The sequence below is a fragment of the Aquimarina atlantica genome (assembly GCF_000626715.1).
GTDB lineage: Bacteria > Bacteroidota > Bacteroidia > Flavobacteriales > Flavobacteriaceae > Aquimarina > Aquimarina atlantica.
In genome coordinates this window covers 193,997-216,854 of the sequence record NZ_AQRA01000004.1, presented here as the reverse complement: position 1 = coordinate 216,854, position 22,858 = coordinate 193,997, and the positions used below count along the sequence as shown (strand labels likewise).

The window sequence follows — 22,858 nt, the reverse complement described above, 5'->3', positions numbered from 1 at the left end:
ATAGTAAATTCAAAGCGCAAATGATATTGCATTAGTTTTGTGTATTAAAACCAGATCATATTGTGATAATAGTTAATGGAAGAGTTTGAAAATAAATTTGCTCAGATCGCCTCTTTATTAGGGGATAAATCTCGATCTGTTATGCTATGGTGCTTATTAGATGGTAGAGCATATACGGCTCTAGAGCTATCAGTATGTGCTAATATCTCTGCACAATCAGCAAGTAATCATTTAAAAAAACTAATTCAGGCTCATATATTGCAGGTAGAAAAACAAGGAAGACATCGCTATTATAGGTATGCGACTTCAGAAGTAGCTCAGGTTATTGAATCTATGGCTGGACTAGTATCTATGAATGATGCATATACCAGAGCTAAAAAGCCAGAACTTAATGGTATAACATATGCCAGAACCTGTTATGATCATTTGGCAGGGGAAATAGGCGTAAAAATTACTGATGCCTTGCTGGATAAGGGTATGATAGAAATTGTAGAACGAACCTATAAAGTTACTTCTATAGGAAAGAGTTGGTTTCGAGATGTTGGTATTAATATCGATGATGTAATATCACAAAAACGATCTTTTGCTCATCCGTGCTTAGATTGGAGTGAGCGTAGGCATCACCTGGCAGGTGCATTAGGGGCTTCTTTTCTTACAATGATGTTGCAAAATGACTGGATACGCAGGAAAAAAGACTCTAGAGAGATTTTGATAACAGGAAAAGGAAAACTAGAATTGAAAACAAGACTAAATATGGACATATAAAAACCGCCTTTTTATTATTCAAAAGGCGGTTTCTTATGATAAATTAAACACAAAACATTATATGATGTGTTTTTTATATTCTAATGATTATCCAATAAAATACCCGTTTTCTTTGGCAATTTTATCAGCAATTTTGGTTCTTAATGCAACTACATTTGGTTGATTTGCATATTTGGTAAAACGCTTAAGTCCCATTAACATCATTCGTTGTTCATCTCCTTCAGCAAAAGAAACTATTCCTTCTTTTCCTTTTTTAATAACAATATCTACCGCATTATATAAATATAATTGAGACATTGCTATTTGAGTTTCCTGAGCTTCCTCACCAAAACGTTTTGCATTTTTCTCCGTACGTAAGATTGCAGATTCTGCCATGTAAATTTCTATTAAAATATCTGAAGCAGCTAATAATAATTGTTGATGCTCCTCGAGTTGTGGTCCAAATTTTTGAACAGCAGCCCCTGCAACCATCAAGAATACTTTTTTAAGCTTAGCTATAATTTCTTTTTCTTCAGAAAATAGAACTGAATAATCAGGAGTGTCAAAAGATGGAATACCAGTTAGCTCATCTGCAACTTTCATGGCAGGCCCAAGAAGATCTACATGGCCTTTCATAGCTTTCTTTACTAACATTCCTACGGCAAGCATACGATTGATCTCGTTAGTACCTTCGTAGATACGGGAGATACGAGCATCTCTCCATGCAGATTCCATTGGGGTATCTGCAGAGAATCCCATACCACCAAAAATTTGTACACCTTCATCGGTACAACTTTGTACATCTTCAGAAACGGCAACTTTAAGAATAGAGCACTCGATCGCATATTCTTCGACACCTTTTAGTTCTGCTTCCTGATGTGTATTTCCTTCCGCTTGACGGATAGCAATTCTATCTTCGATATTTTTTGCTGCTCTGTAACTAGCAGATTCATCGGCATAAACGTTGGTTGCCATTTCAGCAATTTTAGCTTTAATAGCACCAAAGTTCATAATAGGTGTTTTAAACTGGATACGCTCATTGGCATATTTAGTAGCTTCACCAATCACACGACGTTGCGCATCAAGACAGGCAGCAGCAAGTTTGATACGACCTACATTTAGTGCATTCATTGCTATTTTAAAACCATTACCTCTTTCTGATAACATATTTTCTACCGGTACTTTGGTATCACTAAAGAATACCTGGCGGGTAGAAGAGGAGTGAATCCCTAGTTTCTTTTCTTCGTCACCAAGAGAAATCCCATTAGAAGGATCGTTTTCTACGATAAATCCTGTGATGTTTTTATCATCTTCAATACGGGCAAAGACAATAAATAAACTACAGAAGCCAGCATTAGATATCCACATTTTCTGACCAGAAATCAAATAATGTGTACCGTCTTCAGAAAGAACAGCTTTTGTTTTACCAGAATTTGCATCTGATCCTGCACCTGGTTCTGTTAAGCAGTATGCTCCAAACCACTCACCGGTAGCAAGCTTAGGGACATATTTTTTCTTTTGCTCTTCATTACCATATAGGGTGATTGGCATGGTACCGATACCGGTATGAGCTCCAAAAGCGGTACTAAACGATCCGGTAGCGCCAGAGATATAATCACAAACTAACATGGTAGATACAAATCCCATTCCCAATCCATCATATGCTTCGGGTACAGAAACTCCTAAAAGTCCAAGTTCACCGGCTTTACGCATGCATTCTTCTGTAAATGCATAGTCTTTACTTTCGAATCGTTCCCAATGTGCCCACAGCTCACGATCTACAAATTCTTTAGCACTATCACGCATCATTCTTTGCTCCTCAGAAAAATCTTCTGGAGTAAATACATCTTCACAATTTGTTTCTTTAACAAGGAATTGTCCTCCTCTAAGAATATCTTTATTTATAGTTTTATCACTCATTTTTTTAATAAGGTTTTAGCAATTAATAATGAGTATTGAGTAGTAAGATAGTTTGTACAGTATTCTCAATACTCAAATCTCAATTCTAGTTTAGTTTAAAAATTCATAAATACCAGCGGCACCTTGTCCTGTACCTACACACATGGTTACCATTCCGTATTTGCCTTTCATATCACGTTTACGCATTTCGTCAAATAATTGAACAGAAAGTTTTCCTCCTGTACACCCTAAAGGATGTCCTAATGCAATAGCACCACCATTAACATTTACGATGTCTTGATTAAGACCTAGTTCTCTGATTACAGCAAGCGATTGAGATGCAAAAGCTTCATTAAGCTCTATAAGTTCTATGTCGTCTTGTTTTAATCCGGCTTGTTTTAAGGCTTTCGGAATAGCTTTTACAGGACCGATACCCATAATTCTTGGTTCTACACCGGCGGCAGCATAATTAACAAGTCTTGCAATAGGTTCGAGATTTAATTCTTTTACCATTTCTTCACTCATAACCATAACAAAAGCAGCACCGTCACTCATTTGCGAAGAATTACCGGCAGTTACGCTTCCTCCTGCAGCAAATACAGGTCTTAACTTTCCTAAAACTTCTTTACTGGTTCCTGCACGAGGTCCTTCATCTTTAGATACTGTATATGATTTGGTAGCTTTTTTTCCATTTTCATCAACGTAGATTTGCTCAACATTAATAGGAACAATTTGGTCCTGAAAACGATTTTCTGCTTGAGCTTTTAAAGCTTTCATATGGGAGTTGTATGCAAACTCATCCTGATCTTCACGCGATACATTAAATTGATTGGCTACTGCTTCTGCAGTATTTCCCATTCCCCAATAATAATCTTCATGTCCTGATTTGGCCAAGTCATAATTAAGTTCTGTTTTATATCCTGTCATAGGAACAGAACTCATGCTTTCTGCACCACCAGCAATAATACAATCGGCCATTCCTGCCTGAATTTTTGCGGTAGCAATACCAATGGTTTCAATCCCTGAAGAGCAAAACCTGTTTACAGTTACTCCCGGGACATCAATTGAATTTAATCCCATCAAAGAGATAAGACGAGCCATATTAAGTCCTTGAGATCCTTCTGGCATAGCATTACCCACAATTACATCGTCGATACGTTCTTTATCCAATTGAGGTAATTCTTTCATCATATGCTGAATAGTCTCAGCGGCCAATTCATCTGTTCTTTTAAATCTGAACACTCCGCGAGGAGCTTTTCCTACGGCTGTTCTATATGCTTTTACTATATATGCTGTTTTACTCATAGTTACTATGTTTGTTTTGAAAATGAAGATTCTAGAATCTAGAGACTAGAACCTAGACTCTAGTCAGTCAAATTATCTATAAAAGATCCTATCATTTTCTGTATTTGTAAAATTTTACTTTCTAATTCCTCAAATTTTTCTTTATTAAAATAATTTTCATTAAAAGAAATAATAAGTTGAGTTTCCCACTCAAAAGCTGATCCTAAACTATTTTCTAGAAACTTTTTGAAATGTCTATTTGTACTCTTGCTTGATCCCTCTGATATATTTGAAGGAATTGAAACAGCACATCTATTCATTTGGCTAATTAGATTAAATCTTTCAGATTCAGGAAAGGTTCTTGTAAGTTTATAATTGTCACTTACCAGTTTCATGCTTTCCTGCCAAATTTTTAATTTTTTAAAATTATGTCTTGCCATTTGTCTAGTCTCTTAAGGTCTAGCCTCTAGTTTCTTTATATTTAGTTACGTAATGGTTTTCCTTTTTTAAGCATATGCTCGATACGCTCAAGAGTTTTACGTTCTGTACAAAGTGACAAGAAAGCTTCACGTTCTAGATCCAGTAAATATTGCTCTGTTACTAATGTTGGTTCTGATAAATCTCCTCCTGCCATTACATAGCCCAGTTTATTAGCAATTTTATGATCATGCTCAGAGATATATTTACTAGCTTCCATAGCATCAGTTCCTACTAAGAACATACCTAATGCTTGTTTTCCTAAGACTTTTACATCCTTACGTTTTACAGGCTGCGTGTATCCTTGTTCTGCCATTAATTTTGCATGAGCTTTTGCTGTGGCAATCTGGCGATCTTTATTAACGACTACAATATCTTTTCCTTTTTGAAGAATGTTAGTATCATAAGCTTCGTAAGCAGAAGTAGATACTTTGGCCATACCTATAGTTAAGAAATGTTCTTGTAATACATTAAGCTCTACATCATTTTTCTTAAAAGTGTCTGAGGCTCTTAATGCCATTTCTTTAGAACCACCACCACCAGGGATTACACCAACACCAAATTCTACGAGTCCTATATATGTTTCTGCAGCTGCTACTACTTTATCGGCATGCATAGAAAGCTCACATCCACCACCAAGTGTCATACCATGAGGCGCAGCAATTGTTGGGATTGCAGAATAACGCATACGCATCATAGAATCCTGAAAGTATTTAATTGCCATATTAAGCTCATCGTATTCTTGCTCAACTGCCATCATAAATATCATTCCGATATTTGCACCTACAGAGAAGTTTGCGGCTTGATTACCAACGACCAATCCTTGAAAATCCTTCTCGGCAATATCGATAGCTTTATTTAGTCCGGCTAATACATCACCACCAATAGTGTTCATCTTACTTTGAAATTCTACATTTAGGATTCCATCACCAAGATCTTCTACTACAACTCCGCTATTTTTAAATACTTCTGAAGATTTGCGAATATTATCCAGAATGATAAATGCATCTTGCCCTGGTACTTTTACTTGTTCTTTTTTAGGAATATCATAGAAAAATGTAGCTCCGTTATTTACGGTATAAAAGGAAGCACTACCAGATGCGGTCATATCTAGTACCCATGAAGCAGGTTCATAACCTTCTGCACGCATCATTTCGATTCCTTTTTCTACTCCGACAGCATCCCAAATTTGGAAAGGACCATGCTCCCAACCAAAACCAGCTTTCATTGCGTCGTCAATTTTATATAAATCATCTGTAATTTCAGGAATACGATTAGATACATATGCGAATAATGCGGATAAATTTTTACGATAAAATTCTCCAGCTTTATCTTTACCTGATACTAATACTTTAAAACGATCTACTACTTTGTCGATAGTTTTTGTCATTTCAAGCGTAGCAAAAGAAGCTCTTTTCTTTTCTCTATACTCTAAAGTATCTAAGTCCAAAGACAAGATTTCTCTTTTCCCATCGGCACCGACATTCTTTTTATAAAATCCCTGTTTGGTTTTACTTCCTAACCATTTGTTTTCCATCATAGTAGTGATGAAATCGGGGAGTTTGAATAATTCGTGACGTTCGTCATCTGTACAATTATCGGCAATACCGTTAGCTACATGAACCAAAGTATCGAGACCAACCACATCTACTGTACGGAATGTGGCAGATTTTGGACGACCAATTACAGGACCAGTAAGTTTATCTACTTCTTCTATTGTTAATCCCATTTCTTTTACCATATGAAATAAACTCATAATGCTAAAGATTCCTATTCTATTACCAATAAAAGCAGGAGTGTCTTTTGCAACTACTGAGGTTTTTCCCAGGTATTGTTCTCCATATCCATTAAGAAAATCTAAAACCTCCTGAGAAGTATTTGGACCCGGAATGATTTCAAATAATTTAAGATAACGAGCAGGGTTAAAGAAATGAGTTCCGCAGAAATGTTTTTGGAAATCTTCACTTCTCCCTTCGCTCATAAATTGAATAGGGATACCGGAAGTATTAGAGGTAATTAATGTACCCGGTGTTCTGTGTTTTTCAAGATTTTCAAAAACTATTTTTTTGATATCTAATCTTTCTACAACAACTTCTATAATCCAATCTACATCTGCAACTTTAGCGATATCATCTTCCAGGTTTCCTGTAGTGATTCGATTCGCAAATTTTTGATGGTATATAGGAGAGGGTTTGGATTTAAGAGCAGCGGTAAGTGAATCATTTACTAATCGATTACGGACCACTTTGTTTTCTAGAGTAAGGCCTTTCGCTTTTTCTTTGTCGTTAAGTTCTCGAGGGACTATGTCTAATAATAGTACTTCGACACCAATATTAGCGAAATGACATGCAATACCGGACCCCATAATTCCTGAGCCGATAACTGCAACTTTTTTAATGATTCTTTTCATTTTTTAACTTCGAGTTGTTAAGGTTTTATAGATTCTTGTTTTGAGTAAATTTTTTTGGATGAAATCAGGTCATTTATGATTTGAAACACTTCTAAGAAAATATCTAATTTTTCTTGTGAAACATGTTTTCTTACCGTAGCATCAAAAGTAAAAACCACTTCTTTAGAGAAATTTCTCATTTCTACACCAAACGGAGTGAGATAAATCAATACACCACGTCCATCCTGAGGGTTTTTCTTTCTGAAAATCAATCCTTTTTCTTCCATGGTTTTCAAAGTGCGTGATAAACTTGTAGCTTCCATTCCCATTTTGGGACCTAATGAAGTAGAAGGTGTACCGCTTTCTGGATCTATGCTTAGTAATGCAAATCCAGTAGCCATTGTACTTCCTTTTTTGCTGGCTTCTTCATTATACATCTTAGCAACAGCCATCCAGGTAGCTCTAAGTGCATAATCGATTGTCTTTTCTCTCATTCAAAAAAATTATTATAAATGTAAAGGTAAGAAAATTTATTATGCGTGCATAATAAATAAAGTAAAAAATCGAGAAAAGTTGATGTAATTTACACTTTTTTGTTGAATTAATAAAAAAACTCCCCATAAAATGAGGAGTTTACTGATTAACAGTTAAAGCTTACATATGTTTTGCGTTGTAATCAGTTAATTGAATTAGCCATAAATTTTAGAATAAAGATCTTTGTATTTTTCTTTTATTACTTTTCTTTTTAATTTCATAGTAGGAGTGAGGTGACCCGCATCAATACTCCATTCATCCGATGTAAGTTCAAAGCGTTTTACTCGTTCCCATTTTCCGAACTTTTTGTTGTGTTCATCAACTTCTTCCTGATAACGGTCAATAATTGTTTGATTTTTAAGAGCTTCTTGCATAGAGTTACCTATTTGTATTCCCTTACGCTCTGCCCATTCTTTTAAAAACTCGAAATTAGGCTGTATAAACGCTGCAGGCATTTTTTCTCCTTCACCAATTACCATTATTTGCTCTATAAAACGAGACTGTTTCATGGCATTTTCTATTAATTGCGGAGCGACATATTTACCTCCAGAAGTTTTAAACATTTCTTTTTTACGATCGGTAATGCGCAAAAATCCATCACTATCAACTTCGCCAATATCACCGGTATGAAAATATCCATTTTTTAATACCTCTTTGGTTTTTTCTTCATCTTTATAATACCCTAACATTACTTGAGGGCCTTTTACCAAAATCTCACCATCTTCTGCTATTTTTACTTCGGTATCCGGGATCATTCTTCCTACAGTGCCTATTTTCATTCCTCCGTTTCCTGTTTCATTCACAGAGATTACAGGAGACGTTTCGGTAAGCCCATATCCTTCCATAACTCCCATCCCGGCAGCATTAAATATTCGTGCAAGTCTTGGCTGTAACGCAGCACTACCAGAAGCAATTAATTTTAAATTACCTCCCAAAGCTTCTTGCCATTTACTAAAAATAAGTTTTCGGGCGAGGCCTAGTTTTTTCTCATACCACCAGCCATTTGCTCCATAGGGTTCGTATTTTAACCCCAGATCTACAGCCCAAAAGAATAATTTCTTTTTAATCCCTGTGAGATCAGCTCCTTTGGCAATAATTTTATCATATACTTTTTCTAGTAATCTCGGTACTGCAGTCATAACCTCGGGTTTAACCTCCTTTAGGTTATCACTAATAGTTTCTAAAGATTCTGCAAAATATATACCTACACCACGATATTGATATAGATACATTAGCATTCTTTCGTAAATATGACATACGGGAAGAAAACTTAAAGCTTTTGTTTCTCCATCTACAATGGGAAATCGGGTAGAACTGTTTATAGCATTGCTTACTACATTTTTATGACTTAGCATCACACCTTTAGGTCTTCCTGTAGTTCCTGAAGTATATATTAAAGTAGCAAGATCATCTTCTTTTACAGAAGCCATAATTTCTTCTACTTCAGATTGGTTACTATCGTTTTTACCTAATTCGAGAACTTCATTCCAACTTTTACAGCCCGAAATATCATTATACGAATAGACTTCTTTTAGTGAAGGTACATTAGCTTTAATGTTTTTAACCTTTTCAAATACTTCTTCGTCAGAAACAAAACAGTAGGTTGATTCAGAATGATTTAAAACATATTCATAATCTTCTTGAGAAATTGTAGGGTAAATAGGAACATCTTGTGCTCCGATTTGAAGGACACCGATATCGGTGATATTCCATTCTGTTCTGTTATTAGAAGATATAATTGCTATTTTATCATTAGGTTTTACTCCTAATCGTAACAAACCACGGCTAATTTGATTTGCTTTTTCTACATATTCCTTAGTAGAAGTAGCAATCCATTCACCATTATATTTAGTTATTAAAGCCTTGTCTAAATTAAATTTTTCTAATTGATAATGTGGGAAATCAAATAATCTCGTAATTTTTGTCATAAGTTGTTTAAAAATAATTTTTGTAGCCTTCTAAAGTTCTTTATAGATGGTTGTTTTTAAAGTGATTGGGTAATTAAATTTATAGATGAACAAATTTAGAATACACCATTACTTAAGAACTTTAAAGAACTATTATGCACGCATAGTTTCGCAAATTATAAAAAATCTTATAATACACAACTCTAAGATATAAAAAAAAGAGGCTGTAATTTGTTAACTTCTCAATATTTTATCGTTTTTAATAAAATATTTATTGTTTAAAAGCTTAAAAACAATATTAACAATTTATAGAAAAAGAAACTTAATGCCTTATTAGTTCGTCTTTTATCTGCTCAAATTTTTTAACTTCTATTTTTCCATTGGTCGGAATCATATTTTGCCAAACCCAATTATAGTGTTCAATAACTTTTTTAGCTTTCAAATGGGGCCGGTCTCCAGTAGTATGTCCATCTGCTACTACAGTTATATTGTAATCTTTTGTTAGAGCAGATTGCACAGTAGATTCTACACAAAAATCAGTTGCACAACCTGTAACGAATAGCTCATTGATATTTAAGTCGTTTAGTTTGGATTGAAGCTTAGACTTATAAAATATATCATTTGCATACTTATTTAGAAAATGGTCTGTTGTTTCGATTTCTAAATCATCTAGTAATTCCCACTCCACCGAATTTGGTATAAATTCATTCATTTTTGTACCATCATGTTGAATAAAAAATACAGGAAAATCAGAGGCTCTAAATAACGCTGCAAGCGTATTAACCCTACTTACAACTCCTTTTGTATCAAATCGTGGAGTTTTTGAAGTAAAAGAACCCTTTTGCATATCAATTACTAAGAGCGCTTTTCTGTTTTTCATTCAGCCGTATTTTTCTCTATCCATTTTCGAGCATTTACAAAAGCTTCGATCCATGGGGATACTTCATCACGTCTATTCTGTGGATAGTTAGCCCAGTTCCATTGAAAGATAGAACGTTCAATATGAGGCATCATTACCAAATGGCGACCTGTTTTATCTGTCATCATAGCTGTATTATAGTCTGATCCGTTAGGGTTAGAAGGATATCCTTCATACCCATATTTTGCTACAATGTTATATTGATCTTCGGATAGCGGTAGATCAAATTTTCCTTCACCATGAGAAATCCATACTCCCAGTGTACTTCCTGCCAAAGTAGATAACATTACAGAGTTATTATCCTGTACTTTTACAGAAGTAAAACTACTCTCATGCTTGTGGGAATCATTATAAGTTAATTTACCATGTTTTTCATGCTCGGGATTAATAACTTCCAGTTCCATAAATAACTGGCAACCGTTACAAATACCTACAGATAATGTGTCTTCTCTTTTGAAGAAGTTTTTTAAGGCGGTATTTGCCTTTTCATTATATAAAAAGGCACCTGCCCATCCTTTGGCAGATCCCAAAACATCACTGTTAGAGAAACCTCCTACGGCCCCAATAAACTGAATGTCTTCTAATGTTTCACGACCAGAAATCAAATCGGTCATATGTACATCCTTTACATCAAAACCAGCGAGATACATGGCATTAGCCATTTCGCGTTCAGAATTACTTCCTTTTTCACGTATGATAGCTGCTTTTGGTCTTTCGAACTCACTAGAAATCACAGGTCGTTTACCATCAAAGTGTTTTGGAAAAGAATACTGTAATGGTTGATTTGCATAATTTTCAAACCGATCTTTTGCTAAATCATTTGCAGTTTGTTTTTGATCTAATAAGAAAGAAGTTGTATACCATGTATTTCTTAATTCTTCTATAGGAAGATCAAAGGAGTCAGATTGATTTTTTATGATTAAAGAAGCTTCTTCTTTTACTGTACCAATATTGAAAAACTCAATATTGTTTTTAGAGAGTATAGATTCGATATCTGAATTTGAAGCACTTTGAAAAACGATTCCCGAATTTTCTGCAAATAATAGCTTGATTGAATCTGATTCTCCGATTTTAGAAAGATCTAGTTCTGCTCCAAGATTACGATCGGCAAAGCATAATTCTAATAGTGTAGTAATTAAACCTCCCGAAGCAACATCATGACCCGCTACAATTTTATCTCCTTTAATAAGGTCTTGAATTACATTAAAAGTCTTCTTAAAATCAGCAGCACCTTTAATATTAGGAGCTTCATCACCAATTTTATTTAATATTTGTGCAAATGAGGAACCACCAAGCTGATGTTTATCATTAGACAGGTTAATATAATAAATATCTCCACTATTTTTTTGTAAAACAGGTTCAATAACTCTGGTGATGTCATTACAATGTGCAGCAGCAGATATCACTACGGTTCCCGGAGCAATAACTTCTTCATTTGCATATTTTTGCTTCATCGATAGTGAATCTTTACCTGTAGGCACATTAATTCCTAAATCAATAGCAAAATCTGAAATTGCTTTTACCGCTTTATATAATCTTGCATCTTCACCTTCATTTTTACAAGGCCACATCCAGTTTGCAGATAAAGAAACAGATTTTAAACCTTCATGTAGTGGAGCCCATATGATATTGGTCAATGCTTCTGCAATAGAATTTTTACTACCAGCTTCAGGGTTAATTAAACCCGAGATAGGAGAGTGCCCAATGCTAGTTGCAATACCTTCTTTACCATTATAATCAAGAGCCATGACTCCACAATTATTTAAAGGTAACTGTAATGGCCCTACACATTGTTGTTTTGCAACTTTTCCTCCTACACAGCGATCTACTTTATTGGTTAACCAATCTTTACAGGCAACAGCTTCTAATTGTAGTACCTGTTCGAGATAGTTTCGAAAATTTTCTTTGCTATAGGAAAGATTATCATATTTACGATCAATAGTATTGTCGTTCATTATGGTTTTAGGAGAACTACCAAACATATCTTCTAATGCCAAATCCATTGGAGTATCTCCTTTGGTCTTGGATTGAAAAGTAAAACGGTGGTCTCCTGTAACATCTCCTACTTCGTACATAGGTGAGCGTTCGCGCTCGGCAATACGTTGCAGTGTATCTATATTTTGTTGTCCGATAACTAATCCCATACGTTCCTGGGATTCGTTACCTATGATTTCTTTTGCAGATAATGTAGGGTCGCCAACCGGTAATTGATCTAAATCGATTTTTCCTCCGGTTTCTTCTACCAATTCAGAAAGGCAGTTAAGATGTCCTCCTGCACCGTGATCATGTATTGATACAATTGTATTTTCTTCACTTTCTACCATACCTCTAATTGCATTAGAGGCACGTTTTTGCATTTCTGGATTAGAACGTTGTATGGCATTTAATTCGATACCGCTACTAAATTCTCCGGTGTCTGCAGAGGATACGGCTGCACCCCCCATACCGATTCGATAATTTTCTCCTCCCAGGATTACGATTTTATCTCCTTTTTTTGGAGTGGCTTTAATAGCTTGCTCGGCTTTACCATAACCAATACCACCTGCCTGCATAATTACTTTGTCGAAACCAAGTTTGCGGGCGTCTTCTTCATGTTCGAAAGTGAGTACAGATCCTGTAATTAAAGGCTGACCAAATTTATTTCCAAAATCAGAAGCTCCGTTAGAAGCTTTTATTAAAATATCCATTGGAGTTTGATATAACCAATCTCTTTCTGTCATGGCTTGCTCCCATGGGCGATTATCTTGTAATCGCGAATAAGAGGTCATATATACTGCGGTTCCGGCAAGAGGTAAAGATCCTTTTCCTCCTGCAAGACGATCCCTGATTTCACCTCCGGACCCTGTTGCAGCTCCGTTAAATGGTTCTACCGTAGTAGGAAAATTATGTGTTTCCGCTTTAAGCGAAATCACACTATTAAATTCGGTTTCCTGATAAAAATCAGGCTTATCAGCAGTTTTTGGGGCAAACTGAGTAACTTTTGGTCCTTTTATAAAGGCCACATTATCTTTATAAGCAGAAACAATATCATTTGGATGTGTCTCTGACGTCTTTTTGATGAGTTTAAAAAGCGAAGTAGGTTGCTCTTCTCCATCAATCACAAAGGTTCCATTAAATATTTTATGGCGACAGTGCTCAGAATTTACTTGCGAAAATCCAAAAACTTCTGAGTCTGTAAGTTTTCTCCCTATTTTTTTGCTAACTCCTTCGAGGTATTCAATCTCTTCATTACTAAGTGCTAAACCTTCGGCAATATTATAGGCAGCAATGTCATCGATTTCTATGATTGATTCTGGTTCTATATCTATGGTATAGATATCCTGATCTAATTTGCTGTACTTTTGAGAGAGCATAGGATCAAAATCAACATAATCTTTTGTAACACCCCGAAATTCTTCTATTCGTATAATGCCTTCAATACCCATATTCTGAGTGATCTCTACGGCATTGGTACTCCACGGAGTAATCATTGCGGCACGTGGACCAACAAAAAAAGCGTCAATAGACGCCGCAGATAGTTGAGGTTGGTTGCCAAATAACCAGGTTAATTTTTTTATGGTTTCAGGGGAGATTTCATTGGCTGTTTGAACTGCAAATACTTTCTCGTTTTGGTTTCCGAAGAAATGAATCATACTTCGATTATTTGTGTTGATTTTTATTAAGCTGCAAATTTACTACTTTCTTACTAAAATTTGATAAAAAACTAAGATAGAATCCTAGAGTTATTCACCGAATTTTAAACAATGTTTCAGAAATTTGGTTATGAAACTATTTTTGTTAGAATGAATTGTTCTAATAATATCACTAAAACCATGTATATGATATTTGTGATCGATTTATAGTTTTCTTTCTAATAATGCCATATAAAACCCGTCATATCCCGATTGATGCGAAAGTACTTTCTTGTCTTTGATTAGGGTGAAATCATTCCCTGTTTCCTTAGAAAGGAAATTCTTTACCTGGTCCTGGTTCTCAGAGGGTAAAATAGAACAGGTAGCATATACCAATTTTCCTCCGGGCTTTACTATTTTAGCATAATTTTCAAGTATTTCGGCTTGTGTATGTCTGATTTTATCTAAAAACTCAGGTTGTAATTTCCATTTAGCATCAGGATTTCGTCGCAAAACTCCCAAACCACTGCATGGAGCATCGATAAGAACACGATCTGCTTTACCGTGTAATTTTTTGATATCTTTTGTACTTTCAATAACCCGGGTTTCGATATTATGTGCACCATCTCTACGTGCTCTTCTTTTAAGCTCTTTAAGTTTGTTACCATAAATATCCATAGCAATAACCTGCCCTTTATTTTGCATTAATGCTGCTAAATGAAGGCTTTTACCACCTGCACCTGCACAGGTATCTACAACACGTTGCCCTGGTTGTACTTCTAGATAATCGGCTACCAATTGAGAAGAAGCATCTTGTACTTCGAATAATCCATTTTTGAATGCTTCTGTAGTAAAGACATTAGTTCTTTCGGTAAGCCTAAGTGCGTTTGGATATCCTTTAATAAATTCGGTATCGATATTTTCATCTTCTAGCAGACTTCTAAGTTTTTCTCTTGATGTTTTTAAAGTATTTGCACGAAGAATTACAGGAGCCTGTTCATTAAGTGCACTAATTTCTTTATCCCAGAGTTTTCCCAGTTCTTGTTCTCCTAATTGATCTAACCAATCGGGAATAGATTCTTTAAATTTTCTTATTTTACTTAACTCATCAAAACGTCCTTTGATACGACGAGTAGGTGTAGGGCCAATTTGTTTCCAATCGGGTAGAGAAATGCCCCTTAGTGTAGCCCATACTGCAAAAACCCTCCATAGATTTTCTCTAGAGAAAGGTTCTTTTACTTCAGCTATTTCGGTATATAGGCGTTTCCATCGTACAATTTCGTACACGGTTTCTGCAATAAAACTACGATCACGTGATCCCCATCTTTTGTCTCGTTTCAATAATTTCTGAACCACTTTATCTGCATAGCTTCCTTCATTAAATATTTCATGTAATCCATCTATAACAGCAAAGACAAGATTTCTATGTAAACGCATTGTATTATTTTTTAAGGTGTGCAAAGGTAGACCTTTGTGATCAAATACTATTATATTTGACTATAATTATTGATATCAGAACCTATGAAACTAATCTATACCTTATTATTTGTTTTGACTTTTGTTTTTTGCACTACAGAAGAGAAAGTGGTTACTCATCATTTTTCTAAAGTTGAAATAGAAACTATTTTAAAAGATTCTGTAAGTATACGAGCCTTAGATATATATAATGATACTTTGATTGGTTTTGGTTTTAATAAAGGGTACGGGTTTATAAACCTTACTACAGAAAAGAAGACCATTATCGAGTTTTCGAAAGCTGATACTACAAAAAAGAAAAACTGGATTGCAGAACAGCGTGCTGTTGGTTTTACCGATAAGTCGTTTTTTAGCTTGGGAGTAAGCTCTCCTGCACGATTAAGGAAAATAGATAGAAAGAGCAAAAAGGAGAAAATAGTATATACCGAAATGCACGAAAAAGCGTTCTATGATGCAATTGCATTTTGGAATGCTAATGAAGGAATTGCAATGGGTGATCCTACAGATACGTGTTTGTCTATACTTATTACAAGAGATGGGGGAGAGACCTGGAAAAAGCTTTCTTGCGAAAACTTACCCAAAACTTTTGTTGGAGAAGCAGCATTTGCCGCAAGCAATGGAAACATCGCAATTATAGGCGATAAAACATGGATAGCAACAGGAGGAATGAAGTCGAGAGTGTTTTATTCTCCTGATAAAGGAAAAACATGGGAGGTTTATAATACTCCTATGATTCAGGGAAAAGAAACTACGGGAGCATATTCTATTGATTTTTATGACGAGAATAATGGGGTTGTTTTTGGTGGAGATTATACAGCTCCAGAGGGGAATGAGGCGAATAAAGCGATTACAAAAGATGGAGGAAAGACCTGGGAATTGGTATCAGAAGGTAGCGGAGCAGGGTATAAGAGTTGTATACGATATATACCTAATGGTGGTGGTAAGGAAATGGTAGCAGTTGGGTTTACAGGGATATCGATTTCTAATGATTTGGGGAAAAGTTGGAAAGAACTAAGTAAAGAAGGTTTTTATACGGTAAGGTTTATAAATGATAGTATTGCAATAGCGGCAGGTAAAGGAAGAATTGCCAAACTGGTTTTTAAATAAAAAAAGAGGTTTATAACAACCTCTTTTTCTGTTTTCTTATCAATAAACTCTAATGCCTTTTTCTTCGCTCTTTAATTCTTGCAAGCATACGTTTATGAAAATCTGCTTCTGCTTTTATAAGTTTTAGAATTTTCTTACTCGGCATGACTTTCTTTAAATCTACGATTAATTTTTTTCGAGATTGTGATTTCTGTTCTTCTACTTCCAGAAAACTATTTATAGCATCTTCTGCTTCTGTATCACTTAGACCAGCAGGAGTATCATTGGCTTCTTTTATACGTCTAATTAATTTACGTTCTTGACGTCTAAGTTTTCCAACGGTCTCTTCATGTGCATTATAAATGGGCCAGAATTGCTGTGCTTCTTTACTGGTTAAATCTAATTTTTCGGTAATATATGCGATTTTAAATGCCTTTATTTTTTCTCTTGACCCGTGTTGAGCAAAAGCACCTATAGAAAAACAGGTAAAGCAAATAAGTAAAACTATCTTTTTCATGTGTTTGTTTTATTCTGTAAATATAATATCATCATCTAAATCCTCTTCTGATAAATATTCTAATAAAGTTTCATCATCTATTATTTCTTTTTCGAATGTCTCAGAATATGTAATATCATCATCTAATAGCGCTGCTATTTCTGTAGTGCTTAATTCAATATCTTCTTCATTAAAATAAGCATGTATATCTGCAACTTCAATAGTATCAAAATTTACTTTTGATTCTTTTGGTATGGATATAGATATGATAATAGCAATCATTGCGGCAATACCAGAGAAGTATAAAATAGTTCTTCTGGTTTGTAATGAGATAAGTTTCCCTTTGGGGGTATCATCATCAATTTTTTGCAATACAGTATCTTTAAGAGTGTCAAAATAGTCTTCGGGAACTTTAAAACCCGAATCCATTTTAGAACTCAGTTGACCATCGGTATCAGAAGCTATTTTTTCAAAAAGTTTGTTTTCAAAACTTTCAAAATAGCCTTCTGGTACTTTAAAGCCGTCATTGTTTTTATGTGATTTATCTTTTTTCACTGATAGTAAGACTTTTTTAATACAAAAAGGTTTAATCTTTTTTTAAAAATTCTTCAATTTTTTTTGAAGCTAAATGATATGAAGCTTTTAATGCTCCTTCACTGGTTTCTAAAATTTCTGACATCTCTCTATATTTTAGCTCCTGAAAATATTTCATATTAAAAACCTGTTGTTGTTTTTGTGGTAACGTCGCTATAGCCTTTTGCAACTCTAATTGTATTTGATCTCCTTCATAATATACATCTGCTTCGAGATTTTGGATTAACTGTAAACTTAACTCTTCATTGCTAATATTATATTTTTTTGCTTTTTGATTAAGGAAAGTAATAGATTCATTCGTTGCTATGCGATACAACCAGGAATATAATTTACTATCTCCTTTAAATTTTTTTATATTCTTATACACTTTAATAAACACATTTTGTAATATATCATCTGTATCATCGTGATTTTTTACCATATTCCTGATATGCCAATAAAGCCGTTGTTGATATATAGCAACAAGCTTACCAAAAGCGATATTGATATGCTCTTCTGATTGTAAGGCAATAAGTAGTTCTTGTTCTTCTTGAGTGTTCAAAAGTAAAATTAGTTTTATTTAAAAGATCAATTATTTGACCTTGGTACTACTATATGACTAATGTACATAAAAAAGGTTTAATTAGTACAAGAATATTATTTTGTAAGAATTTTGTAGGAATAAACGTTAAAAAACATGATTATTTGCTTTTTTTATAGATAAAATGCATTTTTTGTTTGGTGAATTGAAAATAATTACTATCTTTACAGTGTAATTAATTATTGAGTTCTTTCATTTCCCCCAAGATGAAAGTTTTTATAAAAGTGAGTTTTAATTTTAGAGTAAGCCCCTAAATTAAGATGATTTGTGTGAAGAGAAAGAGTGCGAAAGCACTCTTTTTTATGTTTTATACCTTTATAGTTCAAGTTGAGTATGATTTATGATTGTAAGTAAAATACTACAATTTTATAATTTTAGTTTGTTTTTTAAAGTTTAAAAGCATTATTTTTAGATAAAATGCATTTTTTGTTTGGTAGATTAAAAATAATTACTATCTTTACAGTGTAATAATGATTGAGTTCTTTCATTCCCCCCAAGATGAAAGTTTTTATAAAAGTGAGTTTTAATTTTAGAGTAAGCCCCTAAATTAAGATGATTTGTGTGAAGAGAAAGAGTGCGAAAGCACTCTTTTTTTCTGTTTTATATTCTTATTTAAAAAATTAACATTTGTAAGGTTAGTATTACAAAATTGATATTTTTAGTTTGGTATGTAGTGTTAAAAAACATAATTATTAGATAAAATGCATTTTTTATTTGGTGGATTAAAAATAATTACTATCTTTACAGTGTAATAATGATTGAGTTCTTTCATTTCCCCCAAGATGAAAGTTTTTATAAAAGTGAGTTTTAATTTTAGAATAAGCCCCTAAATTAAGATGATTTGTGTGAAGAGAAAGAGTGCGAAAGCACTCTTTTTTCTGTTTCATACTTTCGATAACCTTTATTTAAAGAAAATTTGTTATTCTTTTAATAAATAATTTTGTAGGTTTTATACTACAAAAAATAATATTGTATTTTAATTTATGCTGATAAAAAGTATTTTTTATAGATAAAATTCAATTTTTATTTGTGTGTACCGGATTTTTGTAGTATATTTACACCATAATTAAAGAAAGTTAGTCTTTCCATCCCCCCCAAGATGGAAGATATTAATAAGAGTGAGTTTTAATTTTAGAATAAGCCCCTAAATTAAGATGATTTGTGTGAAGAAAAAGAGTGCGGAAGCACTCTTTTTTATTTATATAGCTGCTATTATAGAGGATTTACCTATTCTAATGATTGCATATTAACTAACTTTTGATAGATACCATCTTTAGCAATAAGCTCATCGTGCGTTCCTTGTTCAACAATTTTTCCTTTTTGCATTACAACGATTAAATCTGAATTTTGTATTGTAGATAGCCTATGAGCAATTACAATACTTGTTCTATTTTTCATCATGTTCTCTAATGCAGATTGTACTAACCGCTCACTTTCAGTATCTAAGGCAGAAGTGGCTTCATCCAAAATCATGATCGGAGGATTTTTTAGCACAGCACGAGCTATAGATAATCGTTGTTTCTGTCCACCACTAATTTTGTTACCACTATCTCCTATATTGGTTTCAATACCAGTTGGTAAATCTTTTACAAATTCCCACGCATTAGCAATTTTTAAGGCTTTTATAATTTCTTCATCAGATGCAGTAGGATCTCCAACCAATAAATTATTTTTTATAGATTCATTAAATAAAATAGAATCCTGGGTAACCAATCCCATTAAATCTCTTAGGGAGTGTTTGGTGAGGTCTTTGATATCTATACCATCTATTTTTATACTTCCTTTATTTACATCATAAAAACGAGTAACAAGATTGGCGATAGTAGATTTACCACTACCAGACTGACCAACCAGGGCAACAGAACTGCCTTTGGGTACTTGTAAAGAAAAATCATTTAGAACATACTCATCTTCATATTTAAAAGAGATGTTTTCTATACTAATATCAGAAGTAAATTCTTTTTTCTCTTTTGCATCCGGATGATCCTGTAGAGGAGAGGTCGTATTTAATATTTCGAGTACACGCTCTGCTGCTGCATTACCTTTTTTAACTCCATAATTGGCTTTTGAAATCGCCTTAGCAGGAGTTAAAATGTTATATGCTAAACCGATATAAGCTAAAAACATTTCTGATTCTAAGGAACCATCTATAAAAACAAGTCTTCCACCATACCATAATAATACAGAGATAACACAAATACCAAGGAATTCACTTGTTGGTGATGCTAGATTCTGCCTGTTTAATAAGGTGTTCGAATAGCTGAAAAACCTTTTAGTAGATTGCTTAAACTTTTTTCCAAAAATCCCTTCAGCATTAAACCCTTTAATTACTTTTAATCCGCCAAGAGTTTCTTCAACAATAGATAGAAAAAAACCTTGTTCTTGTTGAACTTTGTCAGAATGCTTTTTCAGTGTTTTACCAATTAATGAAATTAAAAACCCTGAGATCGGGATAAAAATAAATACAAATAAGGTGAGTTTTGTACTCAGGTAAAACATAAATATTAAGGTGAAAATAATTGTTAAAGGTTCTCTTACAATAAGTTCTAATATAGATAAGAAGGAATGTTGTATTTCTAAGACATCGGTAGATATTCTAGCCATAGTATCCCCCTTTCTTTTTTCAGAGAAGAAGGACAGTGGTAAACTAATAGTTTTTTCATAAAGCTCATCTCTTATATCTCTTAGTACACCATTTCTTAAAAAAGTAATAAAATACATTGCCAGGTAATTAAAAAGGTTCTTTAGCATAAATATAGATATGATTACAATAATCATATAGGTAAGAACCTGTAATTTTCCTTCAGACGCAATGGTATCTGAAATATATAAATTCAAGCTATCTGTTAGATATTCCTTAGAACTTACAATGCCTTTCCATTCTGGTTTTGGATACACAATACCTTCATCTTTATTAAACAACACTTTTAACATTGGTATTAGTGCTATAAATGATAATGCGCTGAAAAGTGCATAAAAAATATTACAGATTATATTTAAAATTCCGTAAGATTTATAGGGTTTCGCAAAGCGAAGAATTTGTTTAAAATAATTCATTAAAAATATACTGAACAGCTATCACTGTTGTTTAAGTTAATTGTAAGTCTTTTTTGATGGCTTCAATTTTACCATCTAATTGTTGTTGTACAGTAGTAAAGTCGGCACTTGTCTGAAGTGATTCCTGTACACTGATATAAAATTTGATCTTCGGTTCTGTACCACTGGGCCTGGCAGCAATTTTGCTTCCCGCTTCGGTATAAAATATCAAAACATTTGATTTTGGGATATCGATACTGTGTTCTGTATGATCCTGAACGTTTTTGGCAATACCCGTTTGATAATCCTCGATCAGTACTACTTTTTCTTCATTAAGAGATTCTGGAGGATTATTTCTTAAATCCACCATAGTTTGCTTAATCTCTGCAGCACCATCGATTCCTTTTTTTACTAATGAAACCAAATGCTCCTTATAAAAACCATGTTTTGTATATAAATCTAATAAAGTACTATAAAAAGAACTGCCATTAGCTTTCGCAAAAGCAACAATTTCACAAGCGAGTAGGGTAGATGTTACTGCATCTTTATCTCTAACAAAATCACCAACCATAAATCCAAAACTTTCTTCACCACCACCAATAAAGTGTTGCTCGGGGAAATCTTTAATTAATTTGGCGATCCATTTAAAACCGGTGAGTACTTCTTTATATTCTACACCATAGGCCTGGGCCAGACTTTGCATCATCGGAGTCGATACTATGGTAGAGGCAATAAACTCGTTACCTGTAAACCCTTGTTTTTTATAATTTTCTAACAAAAACCAGGTCATTACAATCATAGTTTGGTTTCCGTTAAGTAATTGTAACTCTCCCTGATCATTACGCACAGCTATTCCTAATCGATCACAATCGGGATCAGTACCGATTACAATATCTGCATCAACTTTGGCAGCGAGTTCCATTGCCATAGTTAAGGCTTCTGGTTCTTCTGGATTAGGAGATTTTACAGTAGGAAAATTACCATCGGGTTCTGCCTGTTCTTGTACAATATGTACATTTTTGTATCCCGCTTTTTCGAGAGTCTCGGGCACAGCAGTAATAGAGGTGCCGTGTAACGAAGTAAAAACAATGGTTGTATTGTCTTTTGCTTCCTGGGTAGCTGCAAAACTTCCGTTTTTTACACTTTGTTCGATAAAAACCGTATCGATCTCCTGATCTATTTTTTGAATAAGATCGGGATTGGTATCAAATCGAATATCTGAATATTTTAATGCGTTTATTTCTGAAATAATCTCACCATCCTGCGGAGGAACTAATTGTCCGCCATCCTGCCAGTATACTTTATATCCATTATATTCTGGCGGATTATGACTTGCAGTAAGTACAATGCCACAATGACATCCTAATTCTCGTACGGCAAAAGATAATTCTGGAGTGGGACGAAGACTAGAGAATAAATAGACTTTAATCCCATTAGCAGAAAATACATCTGCAACAACTTGTGCCAATGTATCACTATTGTGTCTACAATCATAAGCGATTACTGCTTTGGGCTGTTCTCCAGCAAATTGCTTAATCAGATAATTACTTAATCCTTGAGTGCTTTTTCCCAGGGTATATTTGTTGATTCTATTGGTACCAACGCCCATGACACCACGCATACCGCCAGTACCAAATTCGAGGTCTTTATAAAAACTCTCTTTTAATTCTTCTGAATTAGTATCCTGTAAATTTTTAATTTCTTTTTGTGTGGCGGTATCAAAAACCGGAGTTAACCATTCGTCAACTCTAAGGTTTATAACAGAATCTGTGATTTGCATGCTTGTGATTTTAGTGCAAAAATACTATTTAATTTTGGTAAAAAAG

The 22,858-nt window shown here is 34.1% G+C and carries 16 protein-coding genes; 2 read left to right on the top strand and 14 right to left on the bottom strand.

What is annotated here, in order from left to right; all coding sequences use genetic code 11:
- Positions 1 to 75: 75 nt before the first annotated feature.
- Positions 76 to 765, top strand: coding sequence for an ArsR/SmtB family transcription factor (locus tag ATO12_RS09920; protein ID WP_034241563.1), 690 nt, complete (start codon positions 76 to 78; stop codon positions 763 to 765).
- 87 nt (positions 766 to 852) lie between these two features.
- Here the strand turns inward: ATO12_RS09920 and ATO12_RS09915 are convergent, their stop codons facing one another.
- From ATO12_RS09915 to ATO12_RS09875, 9 genes are all read right to left on the bottom strand, one after another.
- On the bottom strand, positions 853 to 2,664 hold the full coding sequence (locus ATO12_RS09915) for an acyl-CoA dehydrogenase family protein (protein ID WP_034241562.1): 1,812 nt from the start codon (positions 2,662 to 2,664) through the stop codon (positions 853 to 855).
- A 90-nt stretch (positions 2,665 to 2,754) separates the two neighbouring features.
- Entirely contained in the window at positions 2,755 to 3,948 is a 1,194-nt protein-coding gene (locus ATO12_RS09910) for an acetyl-CoA C-acyltransferase (RefSeq protein WP_034241561.1), read from the bottom strand.
- 59 nt (positions 3,949 to 4,007) lie between these two features.
- A complete protein-coding gene (locus ATO12_RS09905; protein ID WP_034241560.1) occupies positions 4,008 to 4,367 on the bottom strand; it encodes a four helix bundle protein in 360 nt (119 codons plus the stop codon).
- Between the two features lie 41 nt (positions 4,368 to 4,408).
- Entirely contained in the window at positions 4,409 to 6,814 is a 2,406-nt protein-coding gene (locus ATO12_RS09900; RefSeq protein ID WP_034241559.1) for a 3-hydroxyacyl-CoA dehydrogenase/enoyl-CoA hydratase family protein, read from the bottom strand.
- A gap of 17 nt (positions 6,815 to 6,831) precedes the next feature.
- Positions 6,832 to 7,287 (bottom strand): MarR family winged helix-turn-helix transcriptional regulator, encoded by a 456-nt coding sequence (locus ATO12_RS09895; RefSeq protein ID WP_034241558.1) that lies wholly within the window; start codon positions 7,285 to 7,287, stop codon positions 6,832 to 6,834.
- Between the two features lie 195 nt (positions 7,288 to 7,482).
- Positions 7,483 to 9,255 carry an AMP-dependent synthetase/ligase gene (locus tag ATO12_RS09890; protein ID WP_034241557.1) on the bottom strand — a complete coding sequence of 591 codons (1,773 nt, stop codon included), beginning with the start codon at positions 9,253 to 9,255 and terminating at the stop codon, positions 7,483 to 7,485.
- 301 nt (positions 9,256 to 9,556) lie between these two features.
- Positions 9,557 to 10,114 carry an isochorismatase family protein gene (locus ATO12_RS09885; protein ID WP_034241556.1) on the bottom strand — a complete coding sequence of 186 codons (558 nt, stop codon included), beginning with the start codon at positions 10,112 to 10,114 and terminating at the stop codon, positions 9,557 to 9,559.
- On the bottom strand, positions 10,111 to 13,785 hold the full coding sequence (purL, locus tag ATO12_RS09880; protein ID WP_034241554.1) for a phosphoribosylformylglycinamidine synthase: 3,675 nt from the start codon (positions 13,783 to 13,785) through the stop codon (positions 10,111 to 10,113). The genes ATO12_RS09885 and purL overlap by 4 nt, the downstream gene beginning before the upstream one ends.
- Before the next feature lie 204 nt (positions 13,786 to 13,989).
- Entirely contained in the window at positions 13,990 to 15,201 is a 1,212-nt protein-coding gene (locus ATO12_RS09875; RefSeq protein WP_034241553.1) for an RsmB/NOP family class I SAM-dependent RNA methyltransferase, read from the bottom strand.
- Between the two features lie 84 nt (positions 15,202 to 15,285).
- Between ATO12_RS09875 and ATO12_RS09870 the strand changes: the two genes are divergently transcribed.
- Positions 15,286 to 16,347: a WD40/YVTN/BNR-like repeat-containing protein gene (locus ATO12_RS09870; protein WP_034241552.1), complete on the top strand. Its 1,062-nt coding sequence runs from the start codon at positions 15,286 to 15,288 to the stop codon at positions 16,345 to 16,347.
- A gap of 49 nt (positions 16,348 to 16,396) precedes the next feature.
- Here the strand turns inward: ATO12_RS09870 and ATO12_RS09865 are convergent, their stop codons facing one another.
- The 5 genes from ATO12_RS09865 to ATO12_RS09845 form a co-directional block, all read right to left on the bottom strand.
- Positions 16,397 to 16,843: a hypothetical protein gene (locus tag ATO12_RS09865; RefSeq protein ID WP_034241550.1), complete on the bottom strand. Its 447-nt coding sequence runs from the start codon at positions 16,841 to 16,843 to the stop codon at positions 16,397 to 16,399.
- Between the two features lie 9 nt (positions 16,844 to 16,852).
- Positions 16,853 to 17,377: a hypothetical protein gene (locus ATO12_RS09860; RefSeq protein WP_034241549.1), complete on the bottom strand. Its 525-nt coding sequence runs from the start codon at positions 17,375 to 17,377 to the stop codon at positions 16,853 to 16,855.
- Between the two features lie 31 nt (positions 17,378 to 17,408).
- Positions 17,409 to 17,957 (bottom strand): RNA polymerase sigma factor, encoded by a 549-nt coding sequence (locus ATO12_RS09855; RefSeq protein WP_034241547.1) that lies wholly within the window; start codon positions 17,955 to 17,957, stop codon positions 17,409 to 17,411.
- A gap of 1,266 nt (positions 17,958 to 19,223) precedes the next feature.
- Positions 19,224 to 21,053 carry an ABC transporter ATP-binding protein gene (locus ATO12_RS09850; RefSeq protein ID WP_034241546.1) on the bottom strand — a complete coding sequence of 610 codons (1,830 nt, stop codon included), beginning with the start codon at positions 21,051 to 21,053 and terminating at the stop codon, positions 19,224 to 19,226.
- Between the two features lie 31 nt (positions 21,054 to 21,084).
- Complete coding sequence (locus tag ATO12_RS09845) at positions 21,085 to 22,812, bottom strand: phospho-sugar mutase (RefSeq protein WP_034241545.1); 1,728 nt, start codon at positions 22,810 to 22,812, stop codon at positions 21,085 to 21,087.
- Positions 22,813 to 22,858: the final 46 nt, after the last annotated feature.

What these genes read in the sequence shown, in the direction of transcription:
- ATO12_RS09905 (WP_034241560.1), bottom strand. Translation starts at nt 4,367, where the DNA reads ATGGCAAGACATAATTTTAAAAAATTAAAAATTTGGCAGGAAAGCATG.
- ATO12_RS09910 (WP_034241561.1), bottom strand. Translation starts at nt 3,948, where the DNA reads ATGAGTAAAACAGCATATATAGTAAAAGCATATAGAACAGCCGTAGGA.
- ATO12_RS09875 (WP_034241553.1), bottom strand. Translation starts at nt 15,201, where the DNA reads ATGCGTTTACATAGAAATCTTGTCTTTGCTGTTATAGATGGATTACAT.
- ATO12_RS09870 (WP_034241552.1), top strand. Translation starts at nt 15,286, where the DNA reads ATGAAACTAATCTATACCTTATTATTTGTTTTGACTTTTGTTTTTTGC.
- ATO12_RS09920 (WP_034241563.1), top strand. Translation starts at nt 76, where the DNA reads ATGGAAGAGTTTGAAAATAAATTTGCTCAGATCGCCTCTTTATTAGGG.
- ATO12_RS09885 (WP_034241556.1), bottom strand. Translation starts at nt 10,114, where the DNA reads ATGAAAAACAGAAAAGCGCTCTTAGTAATTGATATGCAAAAGGGTTCT.
- purL (WP_034241554.1), bottom strand. Translation starts at nt 13,785, where the DNA reads ATGATTCATTTCTTCGGAAACCAAAACGAGAAAGTATTTGCAGTTCAA.
- ATO12_RS09845 (WP_034241545.1), bottom strand. Translation starts at nt 22,812, where the DNA reads ATGCAAATCACAGATTCTGTTATAAACCTTAGAGTTGACGAATGGTTA.
- ATO12_RS09890 (WP_034241557.1), bottom strand. Translation starts at nt 9,255, where the DNA reads ATGACAAAAATTACGAGATTATTTGATTTCCCACATTATCAATTAGAA.
- ATO12_RS09850 (WP_034241546.1), bottom strand. Translation starts at nt 21,053, where the DNA reads ATGAATTATTTTAAACAAATTCTTCGCTTTGCGAAACCCTATAAATCT.
- ATO12_RS09895 (WP_034241558.1), bottom strand. Translation starts at nt 7,287, where the DNA reads ATGAGAGAAAAGACAATCGATTATGCACTTAGAGCTACCTGGATGGCT.
- ATO12_RS09900 (WP_034241559.1), bottom strand. Translation starts at nt 6,814, where the DNA reads ATGAAAAGAATCATTAAAAAAGTTGCAGTTATCGGCTCAGGAATTATG.
- ATO12_RS09865 (WP_034241550.1), bottom strand. Translation starts at nt 16,843, where the DNA reads ATGAAAAAGATAGTTTTACTTATTTGCTTTACCTGTTTTTCTATAGGT.
- ATO12_RS09915 (WP_034241562.1), bottom strand. Translation starts at nt 2,664, where the DNA reads ATGAGTGATAAAACTATAAATAAAGATATTCTTAGAGGAGGACAATTC.